Annotated in this window: 12 protein-coding genes; 5 read left to right on the forward strand and 7 right to left on the reverse strand. The window is 72.4% G+C overall.

Annotated elements, in window-relative coordinates; all coding sequences use genetic code 11:
• Positions 1 to 715: 715 nt before the first annotated feature.
• Positions 716 to 2,443, reverse strand: a complete 1,728-nt coding sequence (locus ACTJI8_RS16505; RefSeq protein WP_440734516.1) for an ATP-dependent helicase — start codon at positions 2,441 to 2,443, stop codon at positions 716 to 718.
• Entirely contained in the window at positions 2,440 to 3,453 is a 1,014-nt protein-coding gene (gene nudC, locus ACTJI8_RS16510) for an NAD(+) diphosphatase (protein ID WP_440734517.1), read from the reverse strand. The genes ACTJI8_RS16505 and nudC overlap by 4 nt, the downstream gene beginning before the upstream one ends.
• A 68-nt stretch (positions 3,454 to 3,521) precedes the next feature.
• On the opposite strand from nudC, the gene ACTJI8_RS16515 reads away from it, so the two are divergent.
• Positions 3,522 to 4,955, forward strand: a complete 1,434-nt coding sequence (locus tag ACTJI8_RS16515) for a phosphotransferase (RefSeq protein WP_440734518.1) — start codon at positions 3,522 to 3,524, stop codon at positions 4,953 to 4,955.
• Here the strand turns inward: ACTJI8_RS16515 and ACTJI8_RS16520 are convergent.
• Positions 4,901 to 8,470: a UvrD-helicase domain-containing protein gene (locus ACTJI8_RS16520; protein WP_440734519.1), complete on the reverse strand. Its 3,570-nt coding sequence runs from the start codon at positions 8,468 to 8,470 to the stop codon at positions 4,901 to 4,903. The genes ACTJI8_RS16515 and ACTJI8_RS16520 overlap by 55 nt on opposite strands.
• Positions 8,467 to 11,691, reverse strand: coding sequence for an ATP-dependent helicase (locus ACTJI8_RS16525; RefSeq protein WP_440734520.1), 3,225 nt, complete (start codon positions 11,689 to 11,691; stop codon positions 8,467 to 8,469). Before ACTJI8_RS16525 ends, ACTJI8_RS16520 begins: the two co-directional genes overlap by 4 nt.
• Positions 11,692 to 11,858: 167 nt before the next feature.
• Here ACTJI8_RS16525 and ACTJI8_RS16530 point away from each other — a divergent pair, with 167 nt between their 5' ends.
• Positions 11,859 to 12,083 (forward strand): DUF3107 domain-containing protein, encoded by a 225-nt coding sequence (locus ACTJI8_RS16530; protein WP_233311956.1) that lies wholly within the window; start codon positions 11,859 to 11,861, stop codon positions 12,081 to 12,083.
• Positions 12,084 to 12,100: 17 nt separating this feature from the next.
• Positions 12,101 to 12,388 carry a hypothetical protein gene (locus tag ACTJI8_RS16535; RefSeq protein ID WP_440734521.1) on the forward strand — a complete coding sequence of 96 codons (288 nt, stop codon included), beginning with the start codon at positions 12,101 to 12,103 and terminating at the stop codon, positions 12,386 to 12,388.
• 72 nt (positions 12,389 to 12,460) lie between these two features.
• Here ACTJI8_RS16535 and ACTJI8_RS16540 read toward each other — a convergent pair whose 3' ends face one another.
• Positions 12,461 to 13,174: a ferritin-like fold-containing protein gene (locus ACTJI8_RS16540; protein ID WP_440734522.1), complete on the reverse strand. Its 714-nt coding sequence runs from the start codon at positions 13,172 to 13,174 to the stop codon at positions 12,461 to 12,463.
• 210 nt (positions 13,175 to 13,384) lie between these two features.
• Here ACTJI8_RS16540 and ACTJI8_RS16545 point away from each other — a divergent pair, with 210 nt between their 5' ends.
• Positions 13,385 to 14,908 carry a DEAD/DEAH box helicase gene (locus ACTJI8_RS16545; protein WP_440734523.1) on the forward strand — a complete coding sequence of 508 codons (1,524 nt, stop codon included), beginning with the start codon at positions 13,385 to 13,387 and terminating at the stop codon, positions 14,906 to 14,908.
• A 100-nt stretch (positions 14,909 to 15,008) separates the two neighbouring features.
• On the opposite strand, the gene ACTJI8_RS16550 is transcribed toward ACTJI8_RS16545, so the two are convergent.
• A complete protein-coding gene (locus tag ACTJI8_RS16550; RefSeq protein WP_440734524.1) occupies positions 15,009 to 15,899 on the reverse strand; it encodes a PHP domain-containing protein in 891 nt (296 codons plus the stop codon).
• A 118-nt stretch (positions 15,900 to 16,017) separates the two neighbouring features.
• Between ACTJI8_RS16550 and ACTJI8_RS16555 the strand changes: the two genes are divergently transcribed.
• On the forward strand, positions 16,018 to 17,052 hold the full coding sequence (locus ACTJI8_RS16555) for an endonuclease/exonuclease/phosphatase family protein (RefSeq protein ID WP_440734525.1): 1,035 nt from the start codon (positions 16,018 to 16,020) through the stop codon (positions 17,050 to 17,052).
• 52 nt (positions 17,053 to 17,104) lie between these two features.
• Here the strand turns inward: ACTJI8_RS16555 and ACTJI8_RS16560 are convergent, their stop codons facing one another.
• Positions 17,105 to 17,500, reverse strand: a complete 396-nt coding sequence (locus tag ACTJI8_RS16560; protein ID WP_440734526.1) for a DUF3054 domain-containing protein — start codon at positions 17,498 to 17,500, stop codon at positions 17,105 to 17,107.
• Positions 17,501 to 17,664: the final 164 nt, after the last annotated feature.

Raw genomic sequence — 17,664 nt, forward strand, 5'->3', positions numbered from 1 at the left:
TCGTGGACCGGTCATGATCGGGGCATGTCCACGATCCGACTCGATCCGGCGCACCCCGTGCTCTGGCGCGACGCCGACACCGTGCAGCTCGGCGCCGACCCGGCGCTGACACTGCACGTGGAAGCGCCGTGGATCCCCCGCATGCTGCAGGAGCTCGCGCACGGGATCCCCGCCCGCGCGTTCGAGGTCGTCGCCCACGGAGTCGGCGCGCCGCTGCCCGCCGCCCGAAGACTGCACGCCCAGCTGGAGCCGGTGCTCGTCGAGGTGGTCCCCCGGGCCGCGACACGGCTGGCGCCGTCGCCCGTGGTCGGGGCCCGCACGCTGCTCCGCCTCGAGGAGGCGCTCGCGGATGCCGGCGTCGATGTCGTGGACGACACGGACACGGTCGCGGTGGTCGTCCGGCACGGGGCCGTAGCCGCGCGCGACGCCGCGGCGATGCTGGCAGACGATCTGCCGCACCTGCCGTTGGCCTTCGATGCCGGCGGATCGACCGTCGGGCCCCTCGTGGTGCCAGGGCGGACCCCGTGCCTTTCCTGCCGCGACTCGCACGACCGCGAACGGGATCCGTCCTGGGCGGCCCTGCATGTCCAGCTGCTCGAGCGGGATCCGGGCCGGGTCCCGCTCGGCGGGATCGCGTCCGCCGCGGAGGCGATCGCCGACCTGCTCAGCACGCGATCCCAGGCCGTACGCGACGGCTCGGGCCGGCTGATGCGGATCACCCGCGACGGGCGCCGATCATCGCGGACGGTGGAATTTCACGCAGACTGCCTCTGCCGATCTCCGCAAGGAAGCGAGACGGGCGCCGCCCTGCGCGATCCGCATCCCGCGACCACGTCATCGTCAGCGCTCGCGCGGCCCGCGTGACTCCGACGTACGCGAGCCGGCGCTCCTCGTCGATCGCGTCGAAGCCCGTCGCGTACGAGATCGGCAGCAGACCCTCCGAGCAGCCCACGAGATACACGTGCGGCCATTCCAGGCCCTTCGCGGCGTGCAGCGTGGACAGGGTCACGGTCCGCAGCACCGGCTCGTGCTGATCCTTGGCCCGGGCGAAGAGGTCGTCCGCGAAGCTGCGCATGGTGGTGTCGGCCGGAGCGTCCTCGGCGAGGCGCAGCACGGCGCGGCGGGCCTCCCAGGCGTCGCGCAGTGCTCCGCCAGCCTCGGGCGGATCGTCCGTGTAGCCGAGGCCGCGCAGCACGTCGCGCACGGCGCCGAGGAACGAGTGCTGCTGCGGCGCGACAGCGGCGGCGCGCAGGCCCTGCACGGCCTGACGCACCTCCGGCAGGTCGAAGAAGCGCTTCCCTCCCAGCACCGTGGCCGCGACCCCGGCCGCGGCGAGCGCCTGCAGCAGCGCCCCGGATTGCGAGTGGGCACGGTAGAGCACCGCGATCTCCTCGGGTGACACCCCCTCGGCGATGCGCGCGGCGATCGCCGCAGCGACCCCGCGAGCCTCCTCCGCGTCGTCGTCGAACGCCACCACGACCGGGTCATGCACGGGGATCGCCGGCGGCTCCTCGGATTCGGGGGCTGCGGCCGGCACGAGCTCGAGCGCCCCGGGACGTCCCTTCATGAGCGCGTTGGCCACACCGAGCACCCCGGCCTCGGAGCGGTAGTTGGTCTCCAGCCGCACCACCGTCGCATCGGCGTGACGGCGCTCGAAGTCGAGCAGGTAATGCTGGTCGGCGCCCGCGAAGGAGTAGATGGTCTGCGAGGCGTCACCGACCACGCACAGGTCCCCGCGGTCGCCGACCCACAGCTCGAGCAGACGGTGCTGCAGCGGGGAGACGTCCTGGAACTCATCGACCGTGAAGTGCCGGTACTGCTCGTGCACCGCGGCGGCGACCCGGGGTTCCGCCTCGAGCATGCCCGCGCACGCGAGCAGCACGTCCTCGAAGTCGAGCTGATGCCGGTCATCCTTGAGCGTCTCGTAGGCGCGGGACAGCTCGGCCACCTGGTCCTCGTCGAACCGCCCGACGGACCGTCCGCGCCGCGCCGCCTCTTCGATGGACAGCATGGAGACCTTGCGCCACTCGATCGCGGAGGCCAGATCGCGCAGCGTGGCGGTGTCGGGCCGGAGGCGCAGCATGTCCGCGGCCTGGGCCAGCAGGCGCACCTTGTTGTCCACGATCGCGGGGGCGGGGGCTCCTGCCAGTTGCGGCCAGAAGAAGCCGAGCTGAGAGAGGGCGGCGGCGTGGAACGTGCGTGCGGCGACGCCCTGCACGTTGAGCGCGCGCAGTCGGCCGCGCAGCTCCCCCGCCGCTTTCGCGGTGAACGTCACGGCCATGACGCGTGACGGCGTATAGGCGCCTGTCTCGACGCCGTGCGCGATGCGGTGCGTGATCACCCGGGTCTTGCCGGTGCCCGCACCTGCGAGCACGGCGACCGGTCCGCGCAGCACGGACGCGGCTTCCCGCTGGCGTTCGTCGAGGCCGTCGAGCGCGCTCACCGCCGAAGCCAGTCGACGATGAGACGGTGCGCGATCGATGCCGCGCCGGGCAGTCCCACGGGTCCGTTCCCCTCGAGAGCGGATCCGACCTCCGCGCGGGTGAGCCAGCGCACGTCGATGATCTCCTCGCCGTCGCCCTGCACGCCCTCCTCGTCCACGGCGGTGGCGTGGAACCCGACCATGAGCGAGCGGGGGAACGGCCACGGCTGAGAGGAGAAGTACTCCACGTCGCGGACGCGCACGCCCGCCTCTTCGAACAGCTCGCGGTGCACCGTGGTCTCGAGTGACTCCCCCGCCTCGACGAAGCCCGCGAAGCAGGAGTAGAAGCGGCCCTTCCACTGCGCATTGGCGCCGAGGAGCAGGCGTTCGCCGTCGGCGCTCTGCACGGCCACGATCACGGCGGGGTCCGTACGGGGGAAGTGCTCCCGCCCGCACGAGGGGCAGTGCCGGGACCAGCCGCTCTGCCTCAGCTCGGCCGCGCTGCCGCAGGCGGGGCAGAATCCGGCGTCGTGCAGCCATCCGGCCAGGGCGATGGCGGAGACGACCAGTTCCGCGTCGACCTCGTCGACCACGGGGAGAGCTTCCCGCAGGTCGCTCCAACGCGGCGCCCAGGATCCGTCCGCGTCCGTGTCATCTTCCGGATCCTGTAGTGCGAGAAGCAGACCGGATCCGTCGGCACGACGTCCCAAGAGAGCCCATTCCCGCGTGCGGGCGAGGACGGGGTCACCGGCGGAGAGGAGGATGAGGCCGTCGTCCAGGGGCACGCGGCGCTCACGCACGACGAGCACTCCGGTGCGGGGATCGGCGCGGAGACGGGTGATCGTCTGCGGGTTGTCGCGCCACTGCGCACCCTTGTCGAGTGCCGCACGCTCGGGGGCACCTTTGTCGGCTGCTGCGCCCTCGGGGGCGGCTCCGTCGAGCGCTGCGCCCTCGGCGACCACGCCATCCAGGACGGCGGCGTCCAGGACCACGGTGTCGTCGGCGTTCGGTTCGGGGACGGTCTCCGGCACGGTCTCGACTCCCCTTCTCACAGGCGTGGCGGGCCCTGTGCGGACGAGGCTCGACCTACCCTGGTGACATGGCTCGCTCACCCTTCACTCTAGCCGCGGCGGTCACGGCGGCGGTGCCCGGAGCCGATGTCGTCGGCGCACGGGCCCTGTCATCCGGCGGCGACGGCCGTTTCGACTCCGCCGTGGCGACGCTGGCCGACGGCACGGAGGTCGTGATCCGCGCGTCGAACGACGACGAGACGGCCTCCGAACTCGCCAAGGAGAGCCTGGCGCTGCGCGCCCTCACCGCCGGGGCCCGCTCGATGCTGCGCTTCGCCGCCCCCGAGCACCTCGGCGACGGCCGGGTCGGGGACACGCGCGCGCTGGTCACGACGCTGCTGCCCGGTTTCCAGATCGACGCCGCCGATGTGCCGGCCGGCCCCGGCGCCGCCGTCGCGATCGGCAAGGCCGTCGCCGGGGTGCACGCCCTTCCCGCGTCGGTCGTCCGCAGCGCGGGTCTTGCGGAGCGGACGGCCGCCGAGGCGCGCGACGAGGTGCGCCTGCTCATCGATCGCGCCGCAGCCACCGGCCGCGTCTCGGCTCGCCTCACGGTGCGCTGGCGCGAGGCGGTCGACGCCGACGATCTGTGGCGCTTCGAGTCCGCCGTCACCCTGGGCGGCGCCCATGCGGAGTCATTCGTGTTCGCGGATGACGACGAGCGCGGCCCGCGGGTCACCGGGATCGTGGGGTGGCATGCGCTGTCGATCGGCGACCCCGCCGTGGACCTCGCCTGGCTGACCCTGGCCGCCGATGCGCGTTCCGATGTGCTGGACGCCTATGCGTCCGCCACGCTGCGCGCTCCCGATGCCGGCCTCGCCACGCGCGCCCGACTGCTTGCCGAGCTCGAGCTCGCGCGCTGGCTGCTGCACGGGCACGACACGCATCGCGCCGACATCGTCGACGACGCGGCACAGCTCCTGGACGCTCTCGCCGACGGGATCCATGACGACCTGGCCCCGCGCGCGGGCGCCGGCGCCGGCGTGGACGAGGCGATGTCCGCCCTGGACCGGGTGCCCGCGACCGGCGCGACCCGCATCGACACCTCCATGCAGACCGACACCTACGACGCGAGCGCGTTCGCGGGGATCTCGATGGACGACACCTCCGCGTTCGGGCCACGCGGTGCCGCGCGCACGGACGAGGACGACGAAGGCGCATCCAAGGCGCCCAAGGAGGATGCGGCGCCCCACGACGGAGCCCGGGAGGACCTGACCGCGACGGGCTCGATCGAGCATCGGGATCCGAACGCGACCGAGGATCTCGGTGATCTGCGCGCGTCGTTCGGCCCCAGCGGCACCAGCCCGCAGGGATCCGCGGACGGGGACGATGAAGACAGCCCGGAGCGGCCCGGCACGCTGCTGCCCAGCGAGGGCGGCATCGCCGGCTCCGACTCCGACGTCGCCGAGGCTCACCGCGCGGCGCGGGCGGCATTCCAGCGCTGGACCAGCGCCTCCTCCGAGTAGACGGTGTCGCCCCGCAGCACGAGGTCGTCAGCGACGTAGAACAGCGCGACGTCGATCTCGTCCAGCGGCACCCCGAACCGGCGATGGTAGGCGAGCCGGTACAGCGCGAGCTGCAGCATGCGCTCCTCGCGCTCGGCAGCCGTCGCGGGCGGTCGGCCGGTCTTCCAATCCACGATCTCGATGCGCCCGCCGCGATCCTCGCGCCGGTAGACGGCGTCGAGCTTGCAGATCACGATGCGCGCGGGCTCGCCGTCGCCGACGGGCAGAGCGAAATCGATCTCCGTCTCCACGGCGATCGGCCGGAGTGGCGCCCACTCGCTGCGCTCGAAGATCTCCCGCAGTCGTGCAAGGTCCTCGGCGTCCGCGCGGGCGATCTCGTCCCCCGCATCGCCCTCTGCCGCGGCTGCACCGCCGCCGGCCAGGGAGAGCTGATCGTCGTCCAGATCCCACAGCGCATCATCCAGCGATGTGCCGACGCCCACGGATCCGGAGCGGTGCTCGACCCAGGCGTGGAAGAGCGTGCCGAGCCGGGTCTGCCGGTAGGGGCGCTCCGGCATGGGACGGGCGATCGCACGGATCGTGCCGCCGTAGTCGGTGACGTAGTCCTTGAAGCGCGAGGCCGGCACGCGCGTGGGCGCGTCCGCGATCGTGCCGCGCTGCCGCGCCGCCCGCTCGGCGAGCAGCCGTGAGAGCTCCGCGCTCGGCGCCGGTGCCGTCGCATCGGCCATCGCCCGGCGCACCTCCTCGGCGGCGCCTGCGACCCGTTCCCGGCGTCCGCCGAGTGGATCCATCGGCCACACGCTCGTGCGTGCCGCCCCCTCGTACGGGTTGTCCTCCGACTGCGGTTCGGGCAGCGGATCGAGTCCGAGCTCCTCGATCGCCTCGAGCAGGTAGGGACTCGGCTTGCGCATGTTCTTCTGCCCGGACCAGTGCGAGCCGGTCAGCAGCAGATCCGTGCGCGCCCGCGTGACGGCGACGTACGCCAGCCGTCGTTCCTCGGCGCGCTGGTAATCGCGATAGTCGTCCTTGAACCGGCGCAGCGCACCGCCGTGCGGGTAGGCCTTGGTGATGCCCGCGGCGAGCGAGTCGAGAGCCGCCTTCTCGCGCTTGCGGGGATCGTCGCCGGCGACGTCCCTGGCGGCCTGCGGATCCCAGGCGAACCGCGGCAGCGCATCGCTATCGCCGCGCAGCGCGAAAGGTACGACGCCGAAGCCGAACCAGCCCTGCGCATCGGCGATCCGGCCCGGCAGCTCGTCCTCCACGAGGCGGACAACGGCCACCGCGTCCCACTCCAGCCCCTTCGAGCCATGGATCGTGAGCAGCTGCACCACGCCCGGTTCCGGCGGCTCGGTGCGGGGCATGAGCTCGTCCGTCATCTCGGCCTTGTCGAGCCAGGCGAGCAGGCTCGAGATCGTGCCACGGTCGTCAGCGACGAGGAACGCGCGCACCTCGTCGCCGAACGCGCGCAGCTGCGTCGCGGCGACCCTCGCAGGCCCCCGGGTCTCGTTCACGGCGAGCTCGATGTCCAAGCGCAGCTCGGACTCGATCGCGCGGATCAGCTCGAGGATCGGCTGCCCTGCCGCCCGGCGCAGTCGCTCCAGCATCTCTCCCGCCGCGCGCAGCCGCGCGCGGCCGGCAGGGCTGATCCGCTCGATCAGCCGGTAGTCGTCGCGGGCGGTGCGCACGAAATCGACCGCATCGACGATCGACACGGCCTCGTCGGCGCCGCGCGAGGAGCGCAGCCGCTGCTTCAGCTCGTCCGTCAGCGGAGCGAGCGCGCCGTCTCGCACCGCGAGTTCGCGCGCCAGGTCGTACAGCGCCGCCATGTCCGCGACGCCGATCGCGAAGCGCGGGCCGACGAGCAGCCGGATCAGCGCGGATCCCGCCGTCGGATCGTGGATCACCCGCAGCGCCGAGACCACGTCCACCACCTCCGGCGTCGCCAGCAGTCCGCCGAGACCGAGGATCCGGTGCGGGATGCCCTGTGCGGCGAGGGCGCCCGCGAAGGTCTGCATGTGCCGCTTGGACCGGAACAGGATCGCGCCGGTGTGCGGGCGGGCATCCTGCGTGCGCCCCTCCTGTGCCTCGTCGTGCGCGGCCCGGCGCTCGGCGAACCAGGTCGCGACCGCCTCGGCCTCGTCGTCCGCCGTCTCGCCGTACCGCACCTGCACCCGTCCCGTGCCGGATCCGGGCCGCGGCTCGAGAGCCGGTACGTCCAGGCCCGGGCGCTGCAGCGGCAGCAGCAGGCGGTTCGCGACATCGAGGATCCGCTCGTCGTTGCGCCAACTCGTCATCAGGCTGTAGGTCTCGGCGGTCCGCTCCTCGGCGAACGTGCGTCCGAAGGCGTAGAGGTTGTCCGCGCTCGCACCGCGCCATCCGTAGATGGACTGGTGCGGATCCCCGACCGCCATCACGGCACCGTCGCGGAACAGCGCGGCGAGGAACCGCGTCTGGATCACGGACGTGTCCTGATACTCGTCCAGCAGCACGACGCGGTGCTGCGCGCGCAGCTCGGCACGCACCTCGGGCGACGCCTGCACGATGTCGAATGCACCGCCGACCTGGTCGGCGAAGTCGAGCACGCCGCGGCGTCCCTTCTCCGCGATGTACTCGCGCACCAGATCCACGAGGATCGGCATCGTGCGGAGGTTGTCCACGGCCTTGGCCACATCGGCGTTGCCGCGATAGGGCTCGAAGTCGGAGGCAGTCCGAGCGGCGATGCGGACCATCGCATCCAGGTCGACCCGATGATCGAGCACGTCCCCCGCGAGACGCTGCACGGCATCGATCACGCCGTTCAACGAGCGGTCCACCTCGTCGAGGCCATCCAACTCAGCACGCAGCACGACAGAACGGGCGATGAGCCACGACGCCGACTGGCTGAGCATCGCCGCATCGGGGTCACGGCCGATGTGCGCCGCGTGCTCGCGCACGATGCCGTCCGCGAAGGCGTTGTACGTCGACACGCGAGGCCGGATGATGAGATCCTCCGCAGCGCGGGGGGCCGTCGGATCCCACCCGGTGTCGAACCGCACGGCGAGTTCGTCCAGCACCTCGCGCTGCACGGCGGCGCGCTGCGAGGGACCGGTCGCCGCCCCCACCCGGTCGAGCGCGCCGGTGCGCACGATCTCCGCAAGATGCGGCAGCAGGCCCCTGCGTCCGTACTCGTCGATGCGATCGAGACGCAGCGCGATCCGCTCCGCGAGCTCGCCGGCGGCCTTGCGGGTGAACGTGAGCCCGAGGATCTCGTCTCTTTCGACGTGACCGTTCGCGACGAGCCAGACCACGCGGCCCGACATGGTCTCGGTCTTGCCGCTGCCGGCGCCGGCCACGACGAGCGCCGGAGTCGGAGGCGCCTCGATCACGCGCTGTTGCGCCAGGGTCGGCGTAGGCAGGCCGAGGGCAGCGGAGATGTCGGTGGCGGCGATGCCGTGGCCGGGGCCCCAGCCGTCCTCGGTCGCGCCATCGCTGACCACGGCCGGGCCTGCGACGGCCGGCCCGCCCGCGCCGCTCATGCGCTCACCGCCGGGATGGTGTGGATGCGACAAGGGCTGATCCGCACCTGCGTGTCGGCGCAGTGCGCCTCGACCTGCGCCGTGAAGCTCGACGCGGCCATGCCGCGGCCCGCCTCGGCGACGCGCTGCAGGAACGCGGCGCGCGCCTCGTCGCCCAGCCGATGCTGGTGCGCCACGCGGTAGGGGCTCTGCCCGATGGTCTGCGCGACGAGGACGAGGCGAGCACCGGCGAGCGCGGCCGGATCCGCGTCCTCGACCTGACCCTGTTCGACTGCGAGCTGATATGCGGCCAGCTGCGCGTGCTCGGTCACGAGCGCCTCCGTGCCGGGCTCGTACTTGCCCGTCTTCAGATCCACCACCACCACGCGCTCTCCCCCGGCGCCGTCCGCCATCGTGCTCCAGGTGCGCCCGCGCGCGGCCTCGTGCTCACCGGAACCCGCCGGATACGCCTCGACGCGGTCGATGTAGCCGCTGACGATCGCCTGCTGCGCCGACTTCTCGGGATCGATGGAGTGCGCGGTCGGCTCGGCGGCGAGGTCGACGGCGAAGCGGAATCCGCCTTCGGAGGCGATCACTCGGCCTCCCTCGCGCTGCACCTCGGTCAGGTAGTCGTGCACGCGCTGCAGGTACAGGTCCGCTCTGCGGCGCTCCTTGGCGTCGATCCACGGCGTTTCGAAGTCGAGCTCGCCCCAGCGCTCCTCGAGGATGCGCCGCATGGCCTCGAGGTCGCCGTCGGGCACGTGCTCCATCGCCGCGTGCACGATCGTGCCGATGCCCGCCGAAGGCGGAGCGACGGTGTCTCCCCCGAGCGCGGCCACAGCCCAGTTGACCCCGCACTCCTCGAACGCCTCGAGCCGTGACGGCGAGACGGACACCGATCCGGTCTCCAGATCCCGCAGCGGACGCTCATCGGACGGCCCTCGCACGCCGAACCACTCATCCGGATCCGCCCCCGGCACGTCCGCCTCGGCCAGCAGTCGCAGCTGCCCGGCCGCCTCGGACCGCGCAGCCGGGTCCGGCGAGGTCGTGAGCGCCCTGCGGTGCTTGGCGACGAGGCCTCGGAGGGTCAGCGGATGCGCATGCCGCGCCTGGGCGGGCAGCGGATCCGGCAGGAAGCCGAAGAACGCGCTCGGACTCTGATCGTCGTCGTCGACCGCGGTCACCAGCAGCCGGTGGCGAGCGCGGGAGAGCGCCCGCACGAACAGACGCAGCTCGTCATGCAGCGCCGCACGACGCCGGTCGAGTGTGGAGTGCTCGTGCTCCGGCTCACCGGAGCGCGCCGCGGCGACCGCCTCGCCGAGCCGCCAGGTCTCCAGCAGCCCGCCGCGCAGCCGGACGTTCGGCCACACCCCGTCCTGCAGGCCGGCGATCACGACGGCATCGAACTCCGTGCCGAGGGCGGTGGCCGGCGTCATCAGAGTGACCGTGGCGGGGCGCTCCGGGGCGGAGAGGGAGTCCTCCGGCACCTCGCTGTCGAGGATGTCGTGGATGAACGCCTCGGGGCCCTTCTCCGGCGCGCGCTCCACCGAGCGCTTGGCCGCGTCGAACAGCGCGACCAGGGCGTCCAGGGCGCGCGCGGTCTCGGCACCGGAAGGAGAGCCCGCGGCCTCCTGCCACGCGAGCGCGAGGCGTCGGCCGTCGGGGGCGCGGGAGGAGTCCCACACCCGCCAGAGCAGCTCGTGGATCGTCTCGCCGCGCAGCCGGGCTTCGCGCACCTCGTGCAGCACGGTGCCGAACCGGTCCGCGGTACGCGCTTCGGCCGTGTCGACCCTCGCGAACCGCGCGGGCTCCGCGAGACCGTCACGCAGCAGCAGCCGTGCGGGTGCGGACCCGCCGGCTTCCAGTTCGAGGTGACGCAGCCGCGCCCGGAGCCGGCGCAGCCCCACGCCGTCCAGCCCGCCGAACGGCGTGCGCAGCGCCTCGGCGAGCAGTTGCGGATCCCGCTCCGTCGGCTCGGTGAGCGCGAGCCGCACGATCCCGACGATGTCGCGCACGATGGTCTCGCTGCCGAGCGGGCGCTGCACGCCGGCCGCGCGGGTGGGCACCTCGCGGGCGGCGAGCTCGGCCTCCAGGGCCGCCACCTGGCGGGTGTCGTGGGCGATCACGGCCATGCGCTCCCACCCGATGCCCCGCAGCAGGTGCCATTCGCGCAGCGTGCGTGCGATGAGGTCGTGCTCCTCGTGCGGCGACGGCGCGATGAACGCCTGCACGGCGTCACTCGGCGCGCCGTCCTCTGCCGCTCCCGGCGCGCGGCGGTGCTCGATCCGTCCCGACGCGCCGATCGTCTGAACCACGGTGCGGGTCAGCGCGGTGAGCGGCGGATCCTGCCGATGCGACTCGTCCAGCACGTGCACGTCGCCGAGCATCGCAGCGAGGCGCGCGAACAGCTCGGGGCCGGCGCCGCGGAACGCCCCCGAGGAGATGTCCGGATCCCCGAACGCCAGCACCGCGATGCCGCGAGCGCGCAGAGCTTCGACCAGCGTCACGCCGCCGGCGGTCAGCTCCTGCGCGTCGTCGATGAGCACGACCCGCAGACGTCCGAGCGGGCCCAGCATCTCCTGTGCGGCGGTGTGCAGGATGGCGGCGGCCTCCGCGAGCAGATCCGCGGCGTCGCGGTGCGCGGCGCGGGCGCGATCCAGCACCCGCCGATAGGACTGTGCAAAGGATCCGACGGCACGCCAGGCCGGGCGCTCCGATCGCCCCAGCTCCGCCGGGGTGACGCCGAGCTCGGTGCATTCGGCGAGGAACGCGCGCAGTTCGGAGCGGAACGCTCTCGACGAGCGCACCGCCGCCGGCAGGCTCTCCGGCCAGCGGCTGCGGATCCCCTCGGCCTCGTCCTCCGCATCGCCGGAGAGCAGATCCGCGATGATGCGATCCTGGTCGGCACCGGTGAGCAGCGCCGGCGGTTCCTGCCCCGCGTGCACCATGGTGCCGCGGACCAGTTGGAACGCGAACGAGCCCAGAGATCGGGCGAGCGGGCCCGGCGTCGCAACGCGCACGCGCACGCCGATCCGGTCGCGCAGGGCCGTGGCCGCCTGTCTGTTCGGGGTCAGTGCGAGCACCTGCTCCGGGGCGAGACCGCCGTCGACGAGCGCGGCGACCCGCTCCACGAGCGCGTGCGTCTTTCCCGTGCCCGGCGCGCCGATCACGGTGCCGACCGCCGTCGCCGGGGCGCCGATCACGGCTGCCTGCGCAGGGGTCGGGGCGGGCTGTGCGGGCATGCTCCCACGCTATCCGCCGCGGCCGACATCGCCGCCCACGATCCGCGGCACCGGCGGGGAATCGCCCTCGGCGAACACCGCCCGGCACGCGGTCCCGCCCGCTCGACCCCGCGATAGAGTGACGGGACATCGGCTTTCAAGAGCACGACCTTTCAAGGAGCATTCCCGTGGAGATCCGCATCGGCATCATCAACACCGGCCGTGAGCTCAGCTTCGAGACCTCGGCCTCCGCCGACGAGGTGCGCACGCAGATCGCCGGCGCCCTCGATCAGGGTGCCAGCCACGTGACCCTGAGCGACACCAAGGGCAACTCCTACATCGTGCCGACCGCGAACCTCGGCTACGTCGAGCTCGGGACCGAGGAGTCCCGCCGCGTCGGCTTCGTGGCCTGACGCAGGGACCGAGCCGCGTGTACATCCTGCTCGCGCTGATCGCCGCCTGCGCGCTCGGCGTCGTGGTGCACTTCACGATCCCCCAGCGCGAACTCCGCGGTGTGGCTCTCGTGCCGGCGATCGCGACGGCCGTCGCAGCCGCCGCCTACACTCTCGGGCAGTGGGCGGGCCTGAAGGAGTCGAGCGTGTGGCTGTGGCTGATCGCCCTCGGCGGCGCGATCGTGATCTCCGCGGCAGCCGGCGTCATCCTCACCCGCGTGCGGAGTCACGGCGACGCCGTGCGCCGCGCCGAACTCGGCGTCTGAGCCGAGCGTGACCGCCTCCGAGGGCGGGGATCGCGCCCTCACGCTGCGCGGAGAGCGCCGGGCTTCCGCCCGCTAGGAGGCGAGGCCCATCGCGTCCATGCGGCGGGCGTGCGCACCCATGAGCTCGGTGAACACCGGCTCGAGCTTGTCGTCCTCCGCGCCGGGCAGGTGCGGCCGCAGCGCCGCGCGGGCGACGAGGATGGTGTCGCCGACGAGACGGCGCCCCCACATCGACAGGAGTGAGCGCCACTGCTCGTCGCTCGCGATCGTGGCCTGCACGATCCCGACGATCTCGTGCCGGTCATCAGCCTCGGAGAGGATCCTGGCGACCTTCGTCCCGGTCTCGCCGTAGCTGGAGGCGAGCGCGAGGTAGAAGTCGTCGAGCATGCCGGCGGTGAGGTACACCGCGAGCATGGTCTCCGCGATGCGCGGGCCCAGGGTCTTGCGGCGGAACGCGTCCAGCTGCTCGCGGAACGGCAGCATCACCTCGGTCGGACGGTCGCCGTGCGCGGCGATGATCGCGACGATGCCGTGGTGTTTGGCGAGGGCCGCCCCGGCGGCGCGGGAGAGGATCTCCTTCTCCGCGAGATCGTCCGTCGCACGGATGAGGCGGGTCAGCGTCTCGAAGTAGCCGAGCTGAAGGTAGGCGGCCTGACCGAGGAAGGTGTTCAGCTCGGGCGCCAGCTCGGCGAAGTCGACGCGGGTCGCGTCACCCGCATCGCCCCGGGAGCGGAGCACCAGCGCGCGCCGCGGCGCCTTATCGCGCTGCCAGAACCACCTCACCACGCGCCCAGCCTAGTCGAGACGTCCCGCCCGACCGGGGGCGCCGCGCACGCCGATCACTCCGATCCCGGGTACGCGTGCCCGCTCCGGTAGGCTGGATCCCGCTCCGGCGACGGATCGGAGCCCCGCGCCTGTGCATACGGATTCGGCGTGGACCCCATCAACGAGGCGGCGCCGCGATCGCAAGGCCCGCCGGACAGGCAATCAAAGACTGTGACTTCTTTCGCCGATCTCGGCATCGATCAGGACATCGTGGACGCCATCGCGGCGAAGGGCATCGTCGACGCCTTCCCGATCCAGGAGCAGACCATCCCGCTCGGCCTTCCCGGCCAGGACATCATCGGCCAGGCCAAGACCGGCACCGGCAAGACCTTCGGCTTCGGCATCCCCGTGGTGCAGCGTCTCGGACTCGACCCCGAGCCCGGTGTGAAGGCGCTCATCGTCGTGCCCACCCGCGAACTCGCGGTGCAGGTGTACGAGGACATGGATCTGCTGACCAGCAACCGCTCGACGAGCGTCGTCGCGATCTACGGCGGCAAGGCCTACGAGGGCCAGATCGACCAGCTCAAGGCGGGTGCGCAGATCGTGGTCGGCACCCCCGGGCGCCTCATCGACCTCGCGGGGCAGCGCCTGCTCGACCTGTCCCACGCGACCGAGGTCGTGCTCGACGAGGCCGACAAGATGCTCGACCTCGGCTTCCTCGCCGACATCGAGAAGATCTTCCAGAAGGTCCCCGCGGTGCGCCATACGCAGCTCTTCTCCGCCACGATGCCGGGACCGATCGTGGCGCTGGCGCGCCGGTTCATGACGAACCCGATCCACATCCGCGCGAACGACCCCGACGAGGGCCTCACCCAGGCGAACATCAAGCACCTCGTCTACCGCGCGCACTCGCTGGACAAGGACGAGGTCATCGCCCGCATCCTCCAGGCCGAGGGCCGCGGCAAGACGGTGATCTTCACGCGCACCAAGCGCGCCGCCCAGCGCCTGGTCGACGAGCTGGGCGACCGCGGCTTCAATGTCGGCGGCGTGCACGGCGACATGGGTCAGGATCAGCGCGAGCGCTCGATGGCCGCGTTCAAGGCCGGCAAGAAGGACGTGCTGGTCGCGACCGACGTCGCCGCCCGCGGCATCGACGTCGATGACGTCACGCACGTGATCAACCACACGATCCCGGACGAGGACAAGACCTACCTGCACCGTGCGGGCCGCACCGGCCGCGCGGGCAAGACCGGTATCGCGGTCACGTTCGTCGACTGGGAGGACCTGCACAAGTGGGCCCTCATCAACCGCGCCCTCGAGTTCGGCCAGCCCGAGCCCATCGAGACGTACTCGTCGAGCCCGCACCTCTACGAGGACCTGAACATTCCGGCCGGCACCAAGGGACGCCTGGTCACCGCACCGGTCTCCGAGAAGCCGGCCCGCAAGCAGCGCGAGCCGCAGCGTGCCGCCGACGCGGCCGCCGAGGGCACGAGCGAGGGCACCACCCGCCGTCGCCGCCGCCGCCGCAACGCGGAGGACGAGGTCGGATCGACGTTCACCGAGGGCGCGGAGGCTCCCGCCGCCAAGGCGGCCGGATCCGGTGACGCCGACCGTGCCGCCGAGGGATCCGGAACGCACGACGGCCAGGGCGCCGAGCATCACGACGGCAAGCCCGCCGCGCAGCGTCGTCGTCGCCGTCGTCGCCGTCCCTCCGGCGGTGCCGCCGCGGGCAGCGCGCCGCAGCCCGGAGCCTGAGCCCGCCCCGCGCTCGCCTCTGACCGCGAGACTCCATCTGGGCGACGAGACTGCACTTCACAGGCGCAGTCTCGTCGCCCAGTTGCAGTCTCGCGGGCAATTACCGGGCCCGGATCGGGTAGACCGGGGCGGAACCGGATCCGCGGTCGATGATGCGCTGCAGCATGGCCGGATCCGTCGTGTTCTCTCCGGGCACGTTCGGCTTGCCCGCGCCGTGGTAGTCGCTGGACCCGGTCACGATCAGGTCGTTCTCGGCGGCGATGCCGCGCAGCCAGGCGCGCCCCTCGGCGGTGTTCTCGCGGTGATCGATCTCGAGTCCGGCCAGGCCCGCGTCGATGAGACGCCGCAGGGTGGCGTCGGTCATGCGCTCGCGCCCGGCCGGGTGCGCGATCACGGGCACTCCCCCGGCGCCGACGACGAGCTCGATCGCCGTGAGCGGATCCGGCGCGTAGTGCGCCTCGTAGTACCCCTGGCGCGGATGCAGGATCCCGTCGAACGCCTCTCCGCGGTCGCCCACGATCCCTCGCGCGATCAGCGCATCGGCGATATGAGGCCGGCCCACGGTCGCCCCCGGATCGGTCTGCTCGAGCACGTCCTCCCAGCGCAGCGCGTAGTCACGGCCGATGTTGCGCACGATGCGTTCGGCACGGCCGATGCGGTCGTCGCGGATGCGCGCCGTCTCGGCGAGGAGATCCGGATCTGTGGGGTCGAACAGATACGCGAGCACGTGGACGCTGCGCCAGCCGTCCTTCGAGGACAGCTCCATGCCGGGGATGAACGTCATGCCGCGTTCCGTCGCGGCAGCGGCCGCATCGCCCCATCCGGCCGTCGTGTCATGGTCCGTGAGAGCGATCGTGCCCAGGCCTTCGTCCGCGGCACGTCTGACGACGGTCGCGGGATCCTCCGTGCCGTCCGAGCGGTTCGAGTGCAGATGCAGATCGATCGGCCCGTCGAAGAGGGCGGGGCGTGACGTCGGATCGGCATCGGTCATCCTCCGAGCGTAGCGATCCCCCGCCTCTCGGACCGCCGCGGCCACGGGGCGGCGGTCGGGCGGATCCCCGGCTGCGCACCAGATGTCTCACAGATCGGCTCGCCTAGGCTCGAAGGCGATGTTTCGACTGATCGGGATCCTCCTCACCGTGCTCTTCGCGATCGCCACCGCGATCGTGACCTGGCCGCAGTTCTTCCACCTCGAGCAGACGTTCCCGATCACGCAGATCGTCGCCTCGCGCGCGATGCTCGTGCTCGTGTTCGCCGGGATCCTGGTGCTGGCGCTGCTGCTCCTGTTCGCCCGCCCGCTGCGCGGGTTCGCGGCGTCGATCGCACTCGTCGCCCTGCTCGGCGGAGGCGCCTCGGCGGGCATCCTCGCGCTGCGCGGCATCGACACCGCCGACTCCCTGCCGGACAAGACCGCGACGAGCGTGCGCGTGCTCGCCTGGAACACCGCGGGCGAGGCAGTCTCGGCCGACGAGATCGCGACCACGATCGTCGCCCAGAAGGCCGACATCGTGGCGCTCCCGGAGACGACCGAGGCCGTGGGAGAGGAGATCGCGCTCACACTGCGCGAGGCAGGGCACCCGATGTGGGTGCACCACGTGCAGTATCGTCCCGAGGTCACCCAGGGACCGGATTCGTGGCAGACCACGGTGCTCATCTCGCCGGCCCTCGGCGACTACGCGGTCATCCCCTCCTCCGCCGACGGATCCAGCAACACCTCCTCGGTCCCGAGCGCGGTCGTGATGCCGGTCGACGGCGACGGCCCCATCGTCGTCGCCGTGCACACCGTCGCTCCGCGCGAGGACGAGATGGCGGATTGGACGCAGGATCTGCGATGGGTCGCCGACCAGTGCCCCGCCGGGAAGAACGTGATCCTCGCCGGCGACTTCAACGCGACCCTGGACCACATGGGCGGGCTCGGCACCGGCGGCGGCGACCTCGGCGCCTGCCACGACGCGGCTTCCCACTCCGGCTCGGGTGGCGTCGGCACCTGGCCGACATCCGTGCCGGCGCTGCTCGGCGCCCCGATCGACCACGTCATGGCGACCGCGCACTGGCGCGCCACGGGATCCGCCGTGCTCCCGGCCGGCGCGGGCGGCAGCGACCACCGCGCCCTGATCACCCAGCTGGAGCCCGCGACGCCTTAGCGGAGCGTGCGTGCGCGCCGATCCGCGAAGCGCGCCCGGGCGGCGCGGCGGCTCAGCGGCGAGCGCGCCCCCGGGCGATGAGCGCCGCGATCCCGCGCCAGCCGACCAGGAACACGAGCAGAGTGATCGTGGCCACGATGATGAACGCGACCGCGGTGGTGCCGCCGGTCACGACGCGCAGGATCATCCCGAGCGCGACCGTGATCACGACAAGCCCCATCCCCGTGCGCAGCGGGGCAGAGGGCGCCCGCCATGCCCGCAGGATCAGCCAGCCCGCCGCCAAGCCCACCAGGAACGGCCACGCCGTCTCCAGTACGCCCACGGCGTCGACCGTGTGATCATGGCTCGCCCGGCCGATCGCGGCGAAGACGATCACCAGCACGGCGTCGATCCCCAGCGCCCAGGGCCATGTCAGAACGGATCGGCGGTCAGGGGCGGCTTCGGTCATCCCTCCACGGTAGCCCGGCGGGCTATGGGTCCTGCGCCGTGCGCCGTGCCGCGCTCCTACCCTGATATTCGGCTATCAGCAAGCATTGAAATGGCTGGGAGCGCCCAGTAGAAACGATGCAGGGCCATCCGCCCGCGCCGACCTGTCGGCACCCACCCCCACGA

This window comes from Microbacterium sp. 22303, from assembly GCF_052045265.1.
In the GTDB taxonomy this organism is placed as follows: Bacteria; Actinomycetota; Actinomycetes; order Actinomycetales; family Microbacteriaceae; genus Microbacterium.